Annotated in this window: 14 protein-coding genes; 8 read left to right on the top strand and 6 right to left on the bottom strand. The window is 67.8% G+C overall.

Annotated features, from left to right (window positions below; translation table 11 throughout):
* Positions 1–21: 21 nt before the first annotated feature.
* Genes PV734_RS26910 through PV734_RS26890 form a run of 5 tightly spaced genes read right to left on the bottom strand, consistent with a single transcriptional unit; the run spans position 22 to position 5,405 of the window.
* Positions 22–834, bottom strand: coding sequence for a radical SAM protein (locus tag PV734_RS26910; protein WP_319292421.1), 813 nt, complete (start codon positions 832–834; stop codon positions 22–24).
* A gap of 15 nt (positions 835–849) precedes the next feature.
* The gene (locus PV734_RS26905; protein WP_319292419.1) at positions 850–1,950 is read right to left on the bottom strand and encodes a hypothetical protein; all 1,101 of its coding nucleotides are present in this window, start codon (positions 1,948–1,950) and stop codon (positions 850–852) included.
* Positions 1,947–3,068, bottom strand: coding sequence for a GTP 3',8-cyclase MoaA (locus PV734_RS26900; RefSeq protein WP_319292417.1), 1,122 nt, complete (start codon positions 3,066–3,068; stop codon positions 1,947–1,949). Before PV734_RS26900 ends, PV734_RS26905 begins: the two co-directional genes overlap by 4 nt.
* Positions 3,055–4,047, bottom strand: a complete 993-nt coding sequence (locus PV734_RS26895; RefSeq protein WP_319292414.1) for a D-2-hydroxyacid dehydrogenase — start codon at positions 4,045–4,047, stop codon at positions 3,055–3,057. Before PV734_RS26895 ends, PV734_RS26900 begins: the two co-directional genes overlap by 14 nt.
* On the bottom strand, positions 4,044–5,405 hold the full coding sequence (locus tag PV734_RS26890) for a glycosyltransferase family 4 protein (RefSeq protein WP_319292412.1): 1,362 nt from the start codon (positions 5,403–5,405) through the stop codon (positions 4,044–4,046). The genes PV734_RS26895 and PV734_RS26890 overlap by 4 nt, the downstream gene beginning before the upstream one ends.
* A 518-nt stretch (positions 5,406–5,923) precedes the next feature.
* On the opposite strand from PV734_RS26890, the gene PV734_RS26885 reads away from it, so the two are divergent.
* Together PV734_RS26885 and PV734_RS26880 are read left to right on the top strand one after the other, a co-directional pair.
* Entirely contained in the window at positions 5,924–7,420 is a 1,497-nt protein-coding gene (locus tag PV734_RS26885) for a LacI family DNA-binding transcriptional regulator (RefSeq protein WP_319292410.1), read from the top strand.
* 135 nt (positions 7,421–7,555) lie between these two features.
* Positions 7,556–8,200, top strand: coding sequence for a DUF6886 family protein (locus tag PV734_RS26880; RefSeq protein WP_319292409.1), 645 nt, complete (start codon positions 7,556–7,558; stop codon positions 8,198–8,200).
* Here the strand turns inward: PV734_RS26880 and PV734_RS26875 are convergent.
* Positions 8,120–8,866 (bottom strand): haloacid dehalogenase-like hydrolase, encoded by a 747-nt coding sequence (locus tag PV734_RS26875; protein ID WP_319292407.1) that lies wholly within the window; start codon positions 8,864–8,866, stop codon positions 8,120–8,122. The two genes, PV734_RS26880 and PV734_RS26875, sit on opposite strands and share 81 nt — an antisense overlap.
* Before the next feature lie 419 nt (positions 8,867–9,285).
* Between PV734_RS26875 and PV734_RS26870 the strand changes: the two genes are divergently transcribed.
* The 6 genes from PV734_RS26870 (at position 9,286) to PV734_RS26845 (ending at position 15,525) form a co-directional block, all read left to right on the top strand.
* Positions 9,286–10,524, top strand: coding sequence for a helix-turn-helix transcriptional regulator (locus PV734_RS26870; protein WP_319292405.1), 1,239 nt, complete (start codon positions 9,286–9,288; stop codon positions 10,522–10,524).
* A 109-nt stretch (positions 10,525–10,633) separates the two neighbouring features.
* A complete protein-coding gene (locus PV734_RS26865) occupies positions 10,634–11,074 on the top strand; it encodes a hypothetical protein (protein ID WP_319292402.1) in 441 nt (146 codons plus the stop codon).
* Complete coding sequence (locus tag PV734_RS26860; RefSeq protein ID WP_319292400.1) at positions 11,074–11,268, top strand: hypothetical protein; 195 nt, start codon at positions 11,074–11,076, stop codon at positions 11,266–11,268. The genes PV734_RS26865 and PV734_RS26860 overlap by 1 nt, the downstream gene beginning before the upstream one ends.
* A 210-nt stretch (positions 11,269–11,478) precedes the next feature.
* Positions 11,479–12,480 carry a hypothetical protein gene (locus PV734_RS26855; protein WP_319292399.1) on the top strand — a complete coding sequence of 334 codons (1,002 nt, stop codon included), beginning with the start codon at positions 11,479–11,481 and terminating at the stop codon, positions 12,478–12,480.
* 178 nt (positions 12,481–12,658) lie between these two features.
* Positions 12,659–14,098: an amino acid permease gene (locus tag PV734_RS26850; RefSeq protein WP_319292549.1), complete on the top strand. Its 1,440-nt coding sequence runs from the start codon at positions 12,659–12,661 to the stop codon at positions 14,096–14,098.
* Entirely contained in the window at positions 14,098–15,525 is a 1,428-nt protein-coding gene (locus PV734_RS26845; RefSeq protein ID WP_319292396.1) for a glutamine synthetase family protein, read from the top strand. The genes PV734_RS26850 and PV734_RS26845 overlap by 1 nt, the downstream gene beginning before the upstream one ends.
* The last annotated feature ends 209 nt before the right edge of the window (positions 15,526–15,734 follow it).

Genomic DNA, 15,734 nt, shown 5'->3' with positions numbered 1-15,734 from the left:
GGACCTCCGGGAAGAGGGTGGTCAGACGGAAGCCGTGCGATGGGCGAGGGAGGGGACGACCTGAAGGCCCGAGTCCCTGTACTCATGGCACTTCAGGCAGAAGTCGTAGTGCTCGCGGCGCGGCGCGAAGACCTTGGTGGCGAAGTCGTCGTCCCAGACCGTGAACTCGCTGTCGTTCTTGGCCATGGCGTTGAAGCACCGGTAGCAGTCGCCGTCGACCTCGATCATGAGGTGCTGGTCGACGTTGCGGTCGCAGAGGCCGCCGAGATCGTTGGCGGGCTGGCCGACGTCGATGTGGTGGACGTGGTTGGTGACGTGGATGGCGCCGTACTCGTCGCACAGGGCGGCCAGTTGGCTGAGGCGGTCCGGGGCGATGGCCTCCAGCACGCTGTTGATGACGACGGTCTTTCCGGCGTCACGGAGTACGGGGACGACGGCGCTGACCTCGTCGTAGTTGTCGTGCTCCTCGTCGCAGCCGATCAGGACTTGGTCGTAGTGCGCGAGGGTCGCCTGGAAGAGGCGCTCGTTGCGGGCCAGGGTGATCGCGTTGGAGCCGAGCACCATGATCTGCTCCGGGAAGCAGTCACGGGCCAGGCCGCTGAGCTCGCTGAAGTCGCGGTGGACGGTGGGTTCTCCGCCGTTGATGTGCAGCTGTCGGAATGGGATCTGTCCGAGGCGGTCGAGGACCTGCCTGAACGTGTCCAGCGGCATGTTCTCGCCTTGGCCGCCTTCGGCGAAGATGCAGAAGTCGCAGTGGCGGTTGCACTTGGTCGTGATCTTGATTTTCGCGGTCTTGAGGGTCCTTTGCGCGTTGGACAGCACGGAGGACGTCATGGAGAGCCCCTTTGGTCACGTGGAGTGGGCGGAGAGGAAGTCCTCGACGACGGAGCGGTGACGACTCCACAGGGCGAGGAGGTCGTGAAGGGTGCTCGCCGTGGTCGGGCCTGGTGGCAGCAGCTCCGTCATGGCCTTCACGAGCAGCGCGTCGTCACCGGAGGTCCGGTCGGCGAGGCGGGTCAAGGTGTTCCTGGCGGAACGGAGTTCCTTCTCCTCGCGAGCGATCAAGTAGCCGGTCGCGGTCTCCGGCGGAGGATCCAGGTAGTAGATCCAGCGTGCGGCACGTACGCGGAGCATGCCGGCGGTGGTGGTCCAGGCCTCCGCCTCCGCTTCCGACCCCTCCGGCAGCGGCCTGGGGCGCGGTGTGCGTCGCAGTACGGCGTCCACGGCGACGTGGGCCGAGCGCAGTAGCTGCGTGGGAGAAGGCTCCGGATCCGAGGACGTGGCGGACAGGCGGAGGATCGCCTCGGCAAGGACCTCGAGTTCGCCAGGATGCCACTGGCTGAGGGCTGCCGTCTTCCCGGGGCCGCGGGTACGGGTGGCGAGGGCCGCCGACGCGAACCAGCACGGCGCCACGTAGTGCCAGGCGACGCAGTGCCTTCGGTAGCCGTCGAGGTCGTGGTGGACGTTGTCGGCGCTGTCCTTGTCGAGTTGGTAGCGGCCTCCGATCCGTGCGTCGAGGATCCCGCGATAGAACCTCTCGTCCGCGCGGCTCCAGGGCATCATCTGCGCACGGGACTGCCACCGCCCGAGAGTGGCCGCGCTGCCCGTGACCAGGCTCCAGGTGGAGGTCTCGGCTGGTGACACCTGGTTCCGGTCGAGCTCGCCCGTAGTGAACGCGAACCCGGGTGGATGTTCGAGCAGTCGGCTGTGGGACGGATGCAGGAGTACCGCCCGGTGGTGGGCGGTGGCCAGCCGCTCATTCCACTCCCACCATGAGGCAGGGGTCTCGTCGAGGACGACGCGGATGTCGATGTCCGAGTGCGGTGCGATGAGGTCGCCGGCCTGCCACTTGTGCGTGAGCATGCTCGCGGTGACGTCCTGGGCGGCCAACTGCTCGGCGTAGACGACGCCGAGCTGCGCGTACGACGCGGTGGAACGAGCCCTGGTCACTCGGATTCACCTCCGGGTCGGCGAAGTGAGCAGCCCCCACCCGTACCGCTGGCCACGGGCAGCAAGGGAAGGACGGGCACGCCCTGCGGTCGCTCCATGCGGTCCCAGCGAAGGTCGTAGTCGACGTAGTGGAAGCCCTGCCAGGCCTCGTTGCTGTCCCGTTCGAGCATGGCGTTGAAGAGGTGGGCGTAGGCGTCGGCCATGGTGCCGTCCGCGAGGTGCTGCTTCAGGGCGATGTCGCGGTTGTGCAGGATGCAGGGCCGGGCGATGCCGGTGGGTGTGACCTTGATGCGGTTGGCGTCGGAGCAGGTGGCGCAGGAGGAGTTGGAGATGAACCCGATGGAGCCCGCCCAGCCGGGCGGCCGCAGGTACTGGCCCGGGCTTCGCACTCCCAACTCGGTCCGGGAGATCTCGCCGGCCTTCTCGAACCAGGCGTGGAGGCGTTCGCGGACCTCCGCCTCAGACACGAACTCCGTGGGGAACAGCGCCTCCGCCGGTCCGATGCGCTGCAGTTCGATCAGCCGTACGGCGATGGGGAGTCGCTTGGCGAGTTCGGCGACACCGAAGGCGTCGTCCAGGTACGACCGCTGGAGCACACAGTTGATCTTGACTTTGAGGCCGAGTTCGAGTGCACGGTCGATCGTTGCGCGGGCGACTCGTGGGTCGCCGCCGCCCATGATCTCGGTAGACCGTGTGGGATCGAGGCTGTGCAGGCTGATGTTCAGGTACGTGAGCCCGGCATTGTGCAACTCGTCCACTGTCAGGCCGCGGCGCAGGTTGCCGTGGCTGGTCATGCCGACGGTCGCCTCGTCGCCGAGCCCGTCGGAGAGCGCTCCGATGATGTCGAGGATGTCGGCACGCAGCGTCGGCTCCCCGCCTGAGCAGTGCGCCTTGCGGATGCCCCAGAGCCCGGCCTCGTTCGCGATGCCCGCGTAGTCGGAGACGGTGAGCGTCTTGTCCTTGTGCCCGTAGTCGGGCATGCACCGTGGCTTGCAGAAGACGCAGTCGAGATTGCAGATCGAGTTGAGAGTGAATGCCAGGTAGGGATGGTTCCGGCCCGACTCGGCGAACCGCCGCAACAGGTCGTTCCTGGGCGACTGCTGGTCAGTGGGGGGCATGTGTCCCTCCGTGGGTTGGGGTGACAGCACCGTTGAGGGGCTGGCCGGCGAGGTGAAGCCGGAGGTTGTCGACGAAGAAGGCGACCGCCTGGTCCATGTAGGCGTGGCTGAAGACGGCGCTTTTCGGTGTGAGCACGATCCGCGGGTGGTGGCGGAGCGGATCGTCGAGCGCTGGCGGCTTACGCGGCTGTACGTCGAGGGCGGCGCCGACCAGCGGGCCTTGATCGAGGGCGCCGAGGAGCGCGTCGTGGTCGACTGTGCTGGCCCGCCCTAGGTTGATGAAGACCGTCCCGGGCCGGCACGCCTTGAAGGTGCTCTCGTTGAAGAAGCCGTGCGTCTCGTCGGTCGCGGGAAGCAGGTTGACGACGGCGCGTGAGCGCGGGAGTGCTTCACGAACGCGGTGTGCCGGCACCCATTCGATCCCGTCGGGTTCGGAGCGAGGAGCGCTGCGGCGTACTCCTATGACATGCATTCCGAATGCCTGCGCCACCTCCGCGAGGCGGAGGCCGACGGAGCCGCAGCCGACGATCGTGAGCGTCTCGCCGTAGAGGTCGAAGAAGCTGTCTGCGAGGACGTCCTTCCACCAGACGGACCGGGTCTGAAGTCGTGCACTCGTGAACAGGCCCCGCGAGAAGCCAAGAATCAGGCCGATCGCGTGCTCGGCCATCGGCCTCCCGTGGTAGCCGTACCCGCGGGTGAGCGTGATGCCCGCGGCATCGAGCGCGGCGGCCGGCCAGTGATCGACGCCGGCCGACGGGGTGGCCGTCCAGCGGAGCCGTGGGGAGGTCTTCAACCACTCGGCGTCGAAGGACCAGCCGAAATAGACGTCAGCGGTGCGGATCTCGACGGGGACGTCGTGCTCGTGGGCGATCAGGAAGCGGACGTCGGGAAAGGCGGACCGTAACTGTCCGGCGTGCCGATCGGATAACCGCCAGAAAGGGTAAGGGGAATTGATGGCGACCAGCGCGGTGGTTGTCACGCTCCACTCCTCGAGGAGACGCTGAGCGCCATCGCCCAAGGGACGTACTGGCGCAGGTAGGAGTGGATCGTGGCCTCGTAGTCGTGCCGGGCCATGAGCAGGGCCCTGCCGCGTTCACGCATCTGCTCACGTTCTTGGGCGCTGATGTGAAGCGCCCGCCTGATCGCGTGGGTGAGGTCCATGGGGTCACGAGCTTCCGCCGTGAACCCGGTCACCCCGTCGACGACGGTCTCCATGAGCCCGCCCGCCCGAGTCGCCACTACCGGCGCGGCCCCCGAAGCGAAGGCTTCGAGAGGAATCCTCCCGAACGGTTCGGCCCGGGAGGGCACCACGACTCCACGGAGGGCCGGGCTCCGCAGCCATGAGCGGTACTGAGGGGAGAACCGCGGCAGGAACGTCGCGTCGATCGCGTAGTCGCGGACCATCGTCTGGAGTCGTTGCTGGTAGCCGGTCAGAGTCTCCGTGTGCGTCGTGGGCGCAAGTAGGAGGTGCGGCACCCGTTCACCCTGCATACCGAGGATGCGGACGGCCTCAAGCAGGTCCTCGAAGCCCTTGCTCTCCACCGCCCGGCCCATGGCCAGCAGGAACCCCGCTTCGGCCTGCGGCGGCAGCGGAGCCGGGGCCATGTCCTCGTGGTCGCTCAGGAGCAGGCCGTTGGGGAGATCGACCACCACGTGCCGCGGGACGCCGTAGACCTGCTCAAGATGGCCGCGCATGTGGTGCGAGATGGAGGCTACGCGTGCACCGCCACGCACTGCCGCTGTCAGCCCCTTGTGCTCCCATCGGATGCGTCGCCGGTCCTCCGGGCAGGCGAGTTCGCTCGTCGACCGAGGCAGGAGAAGGAGGCTGAACGGATCATCGGCGCGCCGATGGGGGCCGAGCCCGAGGAAGGGGATATCCAGGCCGATCAGTTGGGCCATGGGCGCGTCGGCGAGACGCTCCCGGGCGGCTTCCGTGACCTGCTCGCACAGTGCTTCGCAGCCCGCGAGGGTGGCGGTCGCCGCTCGACCACCCGGAACCGGAACGACCTTGGCCCCGGCCTGCCGCAGCATTCCCTCCGTCTCGGCCACCCACCTGGGGTCGTAACTGGGGTCGGTGCGTGAGATGTGAACGGGCATGACCAGGAGGCGTCCTCGGGGCAGTGTCCGCGCGAGTACCTCAAGGAAGGCCCTGTTGCTGAAGCCTGTGCCCGATGTGCACCCGTAGTAGCCGTCATGCAGTGCGACGGCGATCTTCGGCGAGATCGTGGTTGCGGCCAGCTCGACGGTTCCCTCCGTACCTCGCTGACGCTGAAGGGGGACCATTTTGCCGGTCGAAACCGAGGACACGTCTTCTGACCTGCGCGTACGGGCTGCCATGGGAAGACTCCTCCAGTGCGGGATAGGCGGCGGAGAGCGATGGCTCGGGCAGAGAGGCACCTGGGTCGCGCATGGGTGGTGCGGTCCGTCGGGGATTCGCGCAACGGAGTGTGAAGAGACGATTCCACTCCGCGAGTGCGACGAGCGGACAAAGTGTCCGCAGGAATTCGCCGACGACCTATTGACAGCAACAGGCTTTGTTTCCCGGAGCGTTGAGGGTTACCGAGGTCCTGAATGATCGCTTCGGGCCGGTAGGGATTGCTCGGGCGTACGCCCGCCACCCCTCGCGAATGCGCTCCGCAGGCGCGACGAGGTCCTATCGGGCTGCCTGGACGAACTCGGCAGGCCGAAGGCACAGAGTGCTGGAAACCGCCAGCAAACCTGCTCGGCTGATCTCCGCACCCTTCGTGTGACCTTGGTCGGTCTTTTCGCGTGATCTTCTCCGGCGCGTCGAGTTGGCCTTGGAGTTCCGCGGGGAGCCTGCGTGAGCCATGAGTTCGCGCGGGAGGAGGACGTAGGTGCTCACGCTCGGAATCGCCAGGGACGAGGGCGAGGTGCGACGGGCCGCGGCCGTCGCCGAGAGCAAGGGCCGGGGCGGTGGCTGGCCCGACCCGGCACTCGGCCAGGAGACCTTCGGCGAGTACGCGAACCGCTGGTACGAGGCACAGGACCTGGCCGCCTCGACCATGCAGAACTACAAGCGCCACATCGAGGAGCACCTGCTCCCAGCCTTCGAGGACAAGGCGCTCGCCGGCATCCTGCACACGGACGTCGACCTGTGGGAGAAAAAGGAGAAGGCCGTCTACGCGGCCTCCAGTGTCAGAACCTGGCGCTCGACACTCCACGTGATCTTCGAAGACGCGATCTACGAGGGTTTGATCACGACCAACCCAGCTGCCAGACGGCGCGGACGCGGCAAGCGCGCCGGCCGCTCCCGCAACCGCGGCCCGGAGAAGGTCGTCACCGACGCGCTCGGCATCCTACTGACCGCCGAACGCGCCGCCCTGCTCGCCGGCCGCGATGACGAGTTCGTCGCCGTCGTCCTGAAGGGGTACACCGGCATGCGTTGGGGCGAAATCGTCGGCCTGGAAACGGAATTCGCCCGCCCGAGCTCCGTCCGTGTCGAGTGGCAGCTGTACGAACTCGACACCGGCGAGCTGGTGCGCTGCCCGCCCAAGGACGACAGCTACCGGACCATCGACTCGATGGACTGGCTGTCGGCCCTGGTCGCTAACCACGTCACCCGCACGAAGCCGAGACCCTGCCTGTGTCACGGCAAGACCTATGTTTTCCGCGGGCAGGGCGCGGCTCGCGGCAGCGGCCACCAAGGCGCGAAACTCGTCGACGTCGCACGCCATGCAGAAGTCTCCGCGGGTACGGTGTCCAACGTCCTCAACCACCCCGACCGCGTCACCGAAGCCAAGCGGATGAGGGTGGAGCAGGCCATCGCAGACCTGGGATTCGTGCGCGGCGGTGCGGTGCCAGAGCACGCCGCCCACTGGCGCCGAAACGGCTTCGCGACGTGGCTGTTCACCCCTGCGGTCTCCGGCTGGTACCCGAAGAAGGCGCCGCAGCCGGCCCGCCCCGTACCCCTGCTCGGAGAGCCGTGGCCCGGCGTCCCGGCCCGAGGCCGCGCGGCCAGCGATCGGGCCGAGGCCTGCTGGCTCCCGATCGCCAAGGGCCTCACACCCCACGGCCTCCGCCACACCCACCGGACCGTGATGGAGGACCTCGGCACTGAGCGGGTCCTGATGGACCAGAGGATGGGCCACATCGACGGCTCCGTCTCGGCGCGCTACGCCCACGTCACGCCCGGCATGCGCAAACGACTGATGGTCGGGCTGACCGGGCAGTGGGAGGCAGCGCTCGACGCCCGACTGGTCCTGTCCCCGACTTCTCCGGTGCGCGTGCTCAACGATCTCCTACGGGGACGCGCGTCCATGGTGCGGTCGCCCTGCCATCGATCCGCACCCTGCCGCCCATCACGATGGAGCAGCCCAGCCCGGAGTCGTTGAAGCGGATCTCGTTGGTTGCACCTGACGCTCGGCGCTTCCTGTACCGGTTACCCGGCGGCTCGTTCTGGTGCGTCGCAGTGGTGCGCCTGGAAACGCGGAAGGCGAGTACCGCGCATGGGGACTTACGATGCCCCGATGCGGCCAGAGCCTGGACAGTTACTGCACTTCTCCGAGGATCCCACGATCACCCGCTTCGTCCCGCGCGCCTCCCCGACGTCGAAGGACCGGGGGGCCTTTGTCTGGGCCGTCGACGCGGTCCGTTCCCCCGACTACTGGTTCCCCAAGCAGTGTCCCCGGGCGATGGCATGGATGACACCCGACACGTCCCCGTCGGACCGCGAGCGGATCATCGGCCCGGGCGGGGGAGATCGAGTACACGCGATCGAGTACGACTGGCTGGAGGAGATCCGCGACGTTCGCCTCTACGCCTACCGGTTCGACTCCACACCCTTCCGACCCATCGGGGAGCCCGTCCCACGCGCCCACGTGGCGGAGGAACCCGTCCAGCCGCTGGGCCCACCCGAGCCCGTCGGTGACCTCCTTGCCCTGCACGCCGAGGCCGGCATCCAGCTGCGGGTTCTGGACATCCTGTGGCCGTACTGGGAGACCATCACCTCCAGCACGTGCGGGTTCAACGGCATCCGGCTGCGCAACTCCCTCGCGCACCCCGCACACCGGCCCGAGGCCCGACCGCGAACGCTACTCGGCCAGTCGCGCTCCGGTGGAGGAGCCGTGGAACGGCGGGGAGACGAGAGCACGCGGCAGCGCGGGGAGTCGTAGCCATGATTGATTGACCGTCAGCGCTGAGGCCAGTTCACGAGCCGTGGTCTTGCCGGACGCGATTCCAATCACCGAAGCGCCGCCTTCAACTCCTGTGCGGACATCTTCGAGGGAGTCTCCGATGATGACGGTGTTGGATCGAGTGAAGGCTGCCCCGAGTTTGGCCTGAGCTCGCCTTTGCGCGACGGCGACGAGAGCAGGACGGTGCTCGTCGTCGGAGGAGTACCCGCCGATTTCGGTGTCCAGGAAGTCGTCGAGGCCAAACGCTTCGAGCTTCAGCAGTGCGTTGGGCTTGAGGTTCCCTGTGACGACGGTCGGCACGCAATGCGTCTGCTCGCGCACCGCCTTCAGCGCCGACACGGCACCGGGCATGAGGACGCCCTGCTCGCGCAGGTTTTCCTCATGCGCGGCGAGGCGTTGCGGCAGGAGTTCGACCATGCGCGGCAGCAGTTGGGGGACGTCCGATGCCGACACGCCGTTGTCCAGGAGCAGGGACCGGATCGCGAGGGGCATGGTGACGCCAGTTCCCCGGGCTGGAAGGCGCTCCGCGGGGCGCCCAACGATCTCAGCGAAGGCCTCGCGGTAGACCTGCCGATCGATCTCGCCGACGTACAGCAGCGTGCGGTCGATGTCCCACAACACGAGGGACCGTTCGGCTTCAGCCACTCCCGACTCCTTGCCCTTGACCGGGACCACTCTGGAGCGGCGAGCGTACGTGGGTCACGCCCGTCCATCATGTCGACGTGAGCGCCTGGCTACTGTCTGCGGCCGGATACCGAAGGCGGGTTTCGGGCACTTGCGGGATTCGCGCGGACAAACTGTCCGTAGGTATTTCGACGCCGACCTCTTGACAGGAGGGCGACAATCCCACTCATCTCTCGCCCGCTTCATGGCGGTATGTCTTGATTCGTTCATGCGGTCGGAGGCCCAGGAGGGAGCGATAAGCCGCTTCGGGCCCGTGCCGCGGATCCATGTCGTGGGCGCAGGGCCATCGACTCTGTTAACAGTTGGCGACCAAGGGCGCAGGCTTGGACATTATCCGTACTCTGATCCAAGTGCTTCATCGCGAAGGGACAGGTCCACCGATGAGTGAAAACCTGACGCTGGGAGACCGTCTCCGTATCGCTCGTAGGACACGGAAACTGTCTGCCGCCCAACTGGCACAGAAGATCGCGGTCTCCCCGAGCTACGTGCAGAAGTTGGAGTCGGGCGCGCGCAAGGCTTCACCCTCCCTGGTGCTGGCTCTCGCCAAGGCGCTGCGCTTCGGCCCCGAGGTCCTGACCGGCCAGCCGTACTACGGCGAGCCGGAGGCGGAGGACGGCGTCCACGCCGTCATACCCGAGCTCCGCCGTCTCCTGCTCTGCTACGACAGCCCCGACGACCTGGATGTCGCTCCGCGGGCGCTTCCCGTGCTCGCCTCGGAGGTCGACCAGGTGGCGGCCCTGCGCCGTGACGCCCGTTACGCCCCGATGGGCCCCCTGCTGCCGCCGATCATCACCGAACTCACGCACGTCGCCCTCGGCGGCGACAACGGCGACCGGGCCAAGGCGTTCTGGCACCTGGCGCGCGCCTATCGCGCCGTTAACTCCCTCGCCCACAAGATGGGTCACCACGATCTGTCGAACACGGCGTTGGAACGTGTCCGTTGGGCGGCGGACCGCTCCGGCGATCCGCTGCTGCAGTTCACCGCCGGCTACCTCGTCGCCGGAGCGATGCTGCGCCAGGGCGCGTACTCTCCGGCGCGCCGCAAGCTCCTCGGACTGCGGACCGAGTTGGAGCGGTTCCAGCCCGAACGTTCCTTCACGGAGGACTCGCTCGCCGTCGACGGCGCGCTACTGCTGAAGCTTGCCGTTCTTGAAGCCCGCGAGAACAACGCCGATCGCGCCGACGACTACCTGAGGGAGGCGGAGCAGGTCGCGGCCATGGCCGGCAACCGCGACTCCCTGGCGTACGAGATGTCGTTCGGCCCGACGAACATCCGCATTCACGAGGTGCACGCGATGATCGACACGGGTGACACCGAACAGGCTCTCGCCCGCCTCGCCGAATGGTCCCCGGTTCCCGGCGGCGAGTGGGCGCCGCCCAGCACGACCGTCGGCGAGCGTTCGAGCCACCACTTCATCGACGTGGCCTCCGCGAAGCTCGCGGAGAACGACCGGGACGGTGCCTTCGCGGACCTCAAGCGCGCACGGAAGGTCGCACCCAACCACACGCGGTTCCACCCGTCCGTTCGCGAGACCACCGCCGCGCTGCTCAGGATGGACGCCCACCCCTCCAACGAGCTTTCTGCGTTCGGTAGTTGGACGGGCATTAGCACAACCTGAGCTTCTGTCAAGAACTTTGGCGAACGGACCCCACGGACAGACTGTCCGCGCAGGGCACCTTGCTGAATGGAATGGTCTCTTCACACGCAGTGGTGAGGAGGCCTTTTCCATGTCCGACGACAATCCCGCGGCCCGCGCGAACCCGCCGCGCTGGATGCCCATCGGCGAGGAGCCCGAGCTGTGCTCGGCGGGAGAGTGGTGGGATGCCGTACGCGCCGTGGAGGCCGTGGGCCGACGCGCGATCGAGATCCTCGGCGAGGGTGACGAACCGGTCGGCGCGGTGATCCTGGACCACGGAGGTCCGGAGCCCCGGCTGTACTTCCTGGTTCCCGTAGGCACCGCGGCCCGCTGGGAGGAGCCGGGTACTGTCGCGCTGGGGCAGAAGTGCCACGTCGTCGTGCCGTCCGCCGAGAGCACGACGCCTCCGGGGATGCACTGGCACGTCTTCCCCCAAGGCCCGCGATCGCTGACACGGCCCGATGCTCTGCGCCGAGCCCTGAGTCAGGCTCGCCGGGAGCGGCGAGGGCCTGCGGAGGAAGCGGCCTCCTGATGGCTCTGAGTATCTCCTTCGTGGTGCTGCTCGGCATCGTCGTGGTCGTTTTGATTCGCAACAAGTCCGTGAAACCCGGACCCGCGATCGTCTGTGTGCTCTTCGGGTTCTTCCTGGCGAGTACTTCCATGGCCCCGAGCATCAACCGGTTCATGACCGGCGTCGCCGACATGATCGGCCAGATTCGCTTCTAGGGAGCCCGGCTCGGCTTCCGAATCCCTCTTCCATCTCGGCCGGCGGTCCGTCCCAACCACTCAGCGGCCCCTTCCCCCAACCTGCTTGAGGCCCCCGATGACATTCCCTTCCAGCTCGGAGAGCACGTCTCCCCGTACAGTCCGCGCGCACCGGTCGAACGGCCCCGATCCCGTTCGCCGGCGGCCCTTGGTCCGGGCCGAGGGAGTCTGATGCGTCTCGTCTACCACCCGGCCGGCCATGACGACGACCTACGTGTGGCCTTGGTCGAACTTCAGGCGGGGCGTTGGAAGTCGGCGCGGGAGCTGCTGGGAAAGACGGCCACGCACTGGACGCTGCGAACGTCACGCACCCAGTTACTGGCCGTGGCCGCCGCCCGGTCCGACGTGGTCGACGTCTGGCTCGCAGAGGAGCCCGACAGCTACGACGCGCAACTGATGGCTCTTCGTGTCGCGGTCGAGAGGGCGCTGCGCTCTCACCGTCAACAGCACCCCCGGACGCTGGAGTTCGAGACCCGGGCGCGGCGTGCGGCTCTGCTGGCGGCTCGTCGCGCTCCGTACGATCCCGTCCCGTGGGTGTGCCTGGTGGCCCTGGCCCAGGTGGACACACGGCAACTGCGGCAGGAGCACCGGATGAGGTCCGCCGAGCCGATGCTTCCCAGCGGCCCCTGGGGGCTCCTCTACGAGGTCAACCAGCGTGATCCGTACAACCGCGAGGCCTACCATCGCGTGCTGCAGTTCCTTCTTTCCCTCGATGGTCTTCGGGCTTCCTCCCTGGCGGCGGTCGTCGACTTCGCCTGGTCGGTGGCGGGTCAGAGGCCTGTCGGCTCGCCTCTGTTGCTTCTGCCCGCGTACGCGCAGATCGAGCAGCGTCGGGCCCGGGTGGATCCGCTGTGGCGGCGGCAGTGGGCGGAGGATCCCGCGCTCGGCTACACACTGAACGCCTTCCATGACTGGTTTCGGAAGGCGCCTCCCGAACTGTGCTCAGTGGCCGACCTGAACCATCTCGCCTATGCGTTGTGGGCAGGCCATCAATACCTCGAAGCGGCCGAGGTCTTCGAGGCCATGGGCCCCTACGCGGCACGCGAGCCTTGGGCCTCGGCGCACGACGGCGCGGCAGCGGCGGACCCCGGTGAGACCCTGCTGCTTCGGGCGCGCGCCGAATCCCTCTCCTACGCCCGGAAGCGCTGGCCTCGCGCCGGACCGCACCCGTGATCAACCGTCGGCGCCCACTCAATGCCGATTGGCATGAACCTGCCTATTTGCCTCACCTTTCGATGCCTTTGGAGGTCTTCCAGTGTCCCAACCAGCTCCGCACCGCCGCGTTCAGCGGCAGAAGTCCGATGACGCGTACCTCAGGGAACTCGGTTACGAGCCCGTGCTGACCCGACGCATGGGTCCGTTCGGGAACTTCGCGCTCAGCTTCTCGATCATCAGCGTCCTGTCCGGGTGCATGACTCTCTTCGGCTTCGGACTCACCACGGGCGGCCCGGCCGTCATGCTGTGGGGCTGGGCGCTGGTGGGTCTGATGGTGCTGGTCGTCGGTGCCGCGCTCGCCGAGGTCACCTCCGCCTACCCGGTGTCCGGCGCCCTGTACTTCATGGCCAGCAAGCTCGGCGGTCCCCGCTGGGGCTACGGCACCGGCTGGCTCAACCTGCTCGGTCTGATGGGAGGGATGGCCGGCGGCTGCTACGGCACCGCCCTGTTCGCCGGCGCCTGGCTCAACCTCCAATGGGGCTTCACCCCCACCCCGGAACGGACGCTGGTGATCTTCGCAGTCATCCTGCTGCTGCTCGCCACGCTCAACCTGTTCGGCGTACGCCTGGTCAGCATCCTGAACTCGATCAGCGTGTGGTGGCACCTCGGCGGTGTCGCGGTCATCGTCGGAGCGCTCGCGTTCGTGCCCTCCCACCATCAGCCGGCGAGCTTCGTGTTCGGCGAGTTCACCAACCACACGGGCTGGAGCAATCCCCTCTACGTCGGGTTGCTGGGGCTCCTGTTGGCCCAGTACACCTTCAGCGGCTACGACGCCTCCGCCCACCTCTCCGAGGAGACCGAGCACGCGCAGGTTAGCGCGGCCCGGGGTATCGTCCGCTCGATCTTCTGGTCGTGGGTCGTCGGCTTCGTGCTGCTCGCCGGGTTGCTGTTCGCGATCCAGGACTACGCCGGAACCATGGGCAGCGCGACCGGCGTCCCGCCTGCCCAGATCTTCCTCGACGCGCTCGGGCCGACGGCCGCCAAGGCCCTCCTGCTGGTGATCATCGTGGCGCAGCTGTTCTGCGCGAACGCGGGCCTGGCCTCCGCCAGCCGCATGGTGTTCGCGTTCTCCCGGGACGGCGCCCTGCCCTTCTCCAACACGTGGCGTCGCCTGAGCCACCGCACCCAGACTCCCGTCCACGCTGTGTGGCTCGCCGTCGCCGTGCCCTTCGTACTGGCCCTGCCGAGCCTGTACAGCACGACCGCGTACACGGCGATCACGAGCATCAACGTCATCGGCATCACGCCGGCCTACGCGATACCGATCTACCTCCGTGTCAAGAACCGGCACCTGTTTCAGCCCGGCCCGTGGAACCTCGGCCGCTGGGGTGTGACGGTCGGTACGGCCGCTGTCGTCTGGGTGGGATTCGTGACCGTGCTCTTCTGCCTGCCGCAGACCCGCCCCGAGGGCGACGCGTTGGTGAGCGTCGACTCCTTCAACTACGCGCCGATCGCGCTGGTATCAGTTCTGGCCCTGGCCTGGATCTCGTGGCGATTCAAGGGGAAGCGGTCGTACGAGGTGCCCGCCCAGAGCCTCGACGGGGCGGCAGGCGCGTATGAGGACGAGGTCGTCTGATGGCCGCGCACTCCTCCGACAACGGGACGGTCGCCCGCCTCGCCACCCGTCGCAACTCCTCGCCGCACGGCCGCTCGGAAGGCCAGCTCTCCCTCACTGACCTGCGGAACCTGGTCAAGGCGGGCCGGATACGAACGGTGCTGCTGGCCATCCCCGACCTGCAAGGGCGGCTGAAGGGGAAGTGGTACGACGCTCGGCACTTCATCAGGAACGTCGCCCATGACGGAGCCGAGTTCTGCGCGTACCTGCTCGCCACGGACGTCGACATGAACCCGGTGCCCGGCTTCGCGCTGGCCTCGTGGGAGACCGGCTACCAGGATCTGGCCGTCAGCCCGGCGCTGTCGACGCTGCGGACGCTGCCCTGGATGGACGGCACCGCCGTCGTACTGGGCGACGCGGTGCACCACGACGGCACACCGATCGAGGTCGCGCCCCGCCAGATCCTCCAGGGACAGCTGACACGGCTGGCCCGGCACGGCCTGCACGTCAAGGCCGGCCTGGAGACCGAGTTCGTGCTCTACCAGGGCACGTACGCGGAGGCCGTCGGATCCGGAGACCAAGGGCTGAGGCCAATGACGACGGAAAACCTCGACTACGCGCTTGATCACCCGCCTGGATCCCACCGGTTCTTCCGCCGCCTACAGCGGGCGCTCGCTGCGGCCGGCCTTCCCCTGGAGGCGATCAAGACTGAGGGTGCCCCGGGTCAGGTGGAGGTCACCTTCCCGTACGGCGGGGCGCTAGCCGCCTGCGACGGGCACCTGCTCTTCAAACACGCGGTCCGAGTCCTGGGTGCAGGGGCGGGGATGGCACCCACGTTCATGGCGGCTCCGGAGACCGGTGTACAAAGCGGCCTCCACCTGCACGTGTCGCTGTGGAGGGGCGGCATCAGCCAGTTCAACGAGCCCGGTGACGGGCGTCTGTCGCAGATCGCACGCCAGGCCATCGCCGGACTCGTCGATGTCCTGCCGGAGTTGGCCCCGCTCTACGCGCCGAACATCAACTCCTACAAGCGGTTCCTGCCCGGCTCGTGCGCGCCCACCACGATGACGTGGGGCTACGACAACCGCACCTGCGCGGTCCGTGTCGTCGGACACGGCGACGGCCTGCACCTGGAGATCCGCGTCCCGGGGGCGGACGCCAACCCGTACCTGGCTCTGTCGGCGGTCCTGGCGGCCATCGACCACGGCATCGAGCAGCAGCTCGCCCTCGGCGCGGCCGCAACCGGCAATGCCCATGACGTGGATGCCGTAGCGGTGCCATCCACTCTCCAAGAGGCGCTCCACGCCTTCCGGAACAGCGCCCTCGCGCAGGACGCCCTCGGCGCCGAGGTGGTCGCCCACTACGCCCACCTCGCCCAGTTGGAGATCGACCACCATCACGGCCTGGTCACTGATACCGAGCGGCAGCGGTGGCTGGCGCGCGCGTGACCCATTCCCCACGAAAGGATCTCTGGTTTCTGTGAGTGCCCGCCTGACCCGCTCATCGCATCCCGAGCCCAAGATGACCAGCTCAGGCCGCACTGTCAGTGGCCCTTGGCAAGCTACTCCCCCACAACAGGACACTGAGCGCGTCCGACCTGTCACTCGTCGTGGCGCGGTCGGGCGGCCCGGCGAGCGGAAGGGCGCACCGTTGACCG

It is taken from the genome of Streptomyces sp. AK08-02 (assembly GCF_033795085.1).
In the GTDB taxonomy this organism is placed as follows: domain Bacteria; phylum Actinomycetota; class Actinomycetes; order Streptomycetales; family Streptomycetaceae; genus Streptomyces; species Streptomyces echiniscabiei.
This window is presented reverse-complemented; position numbering and strand designations above follow the sequence as displayed.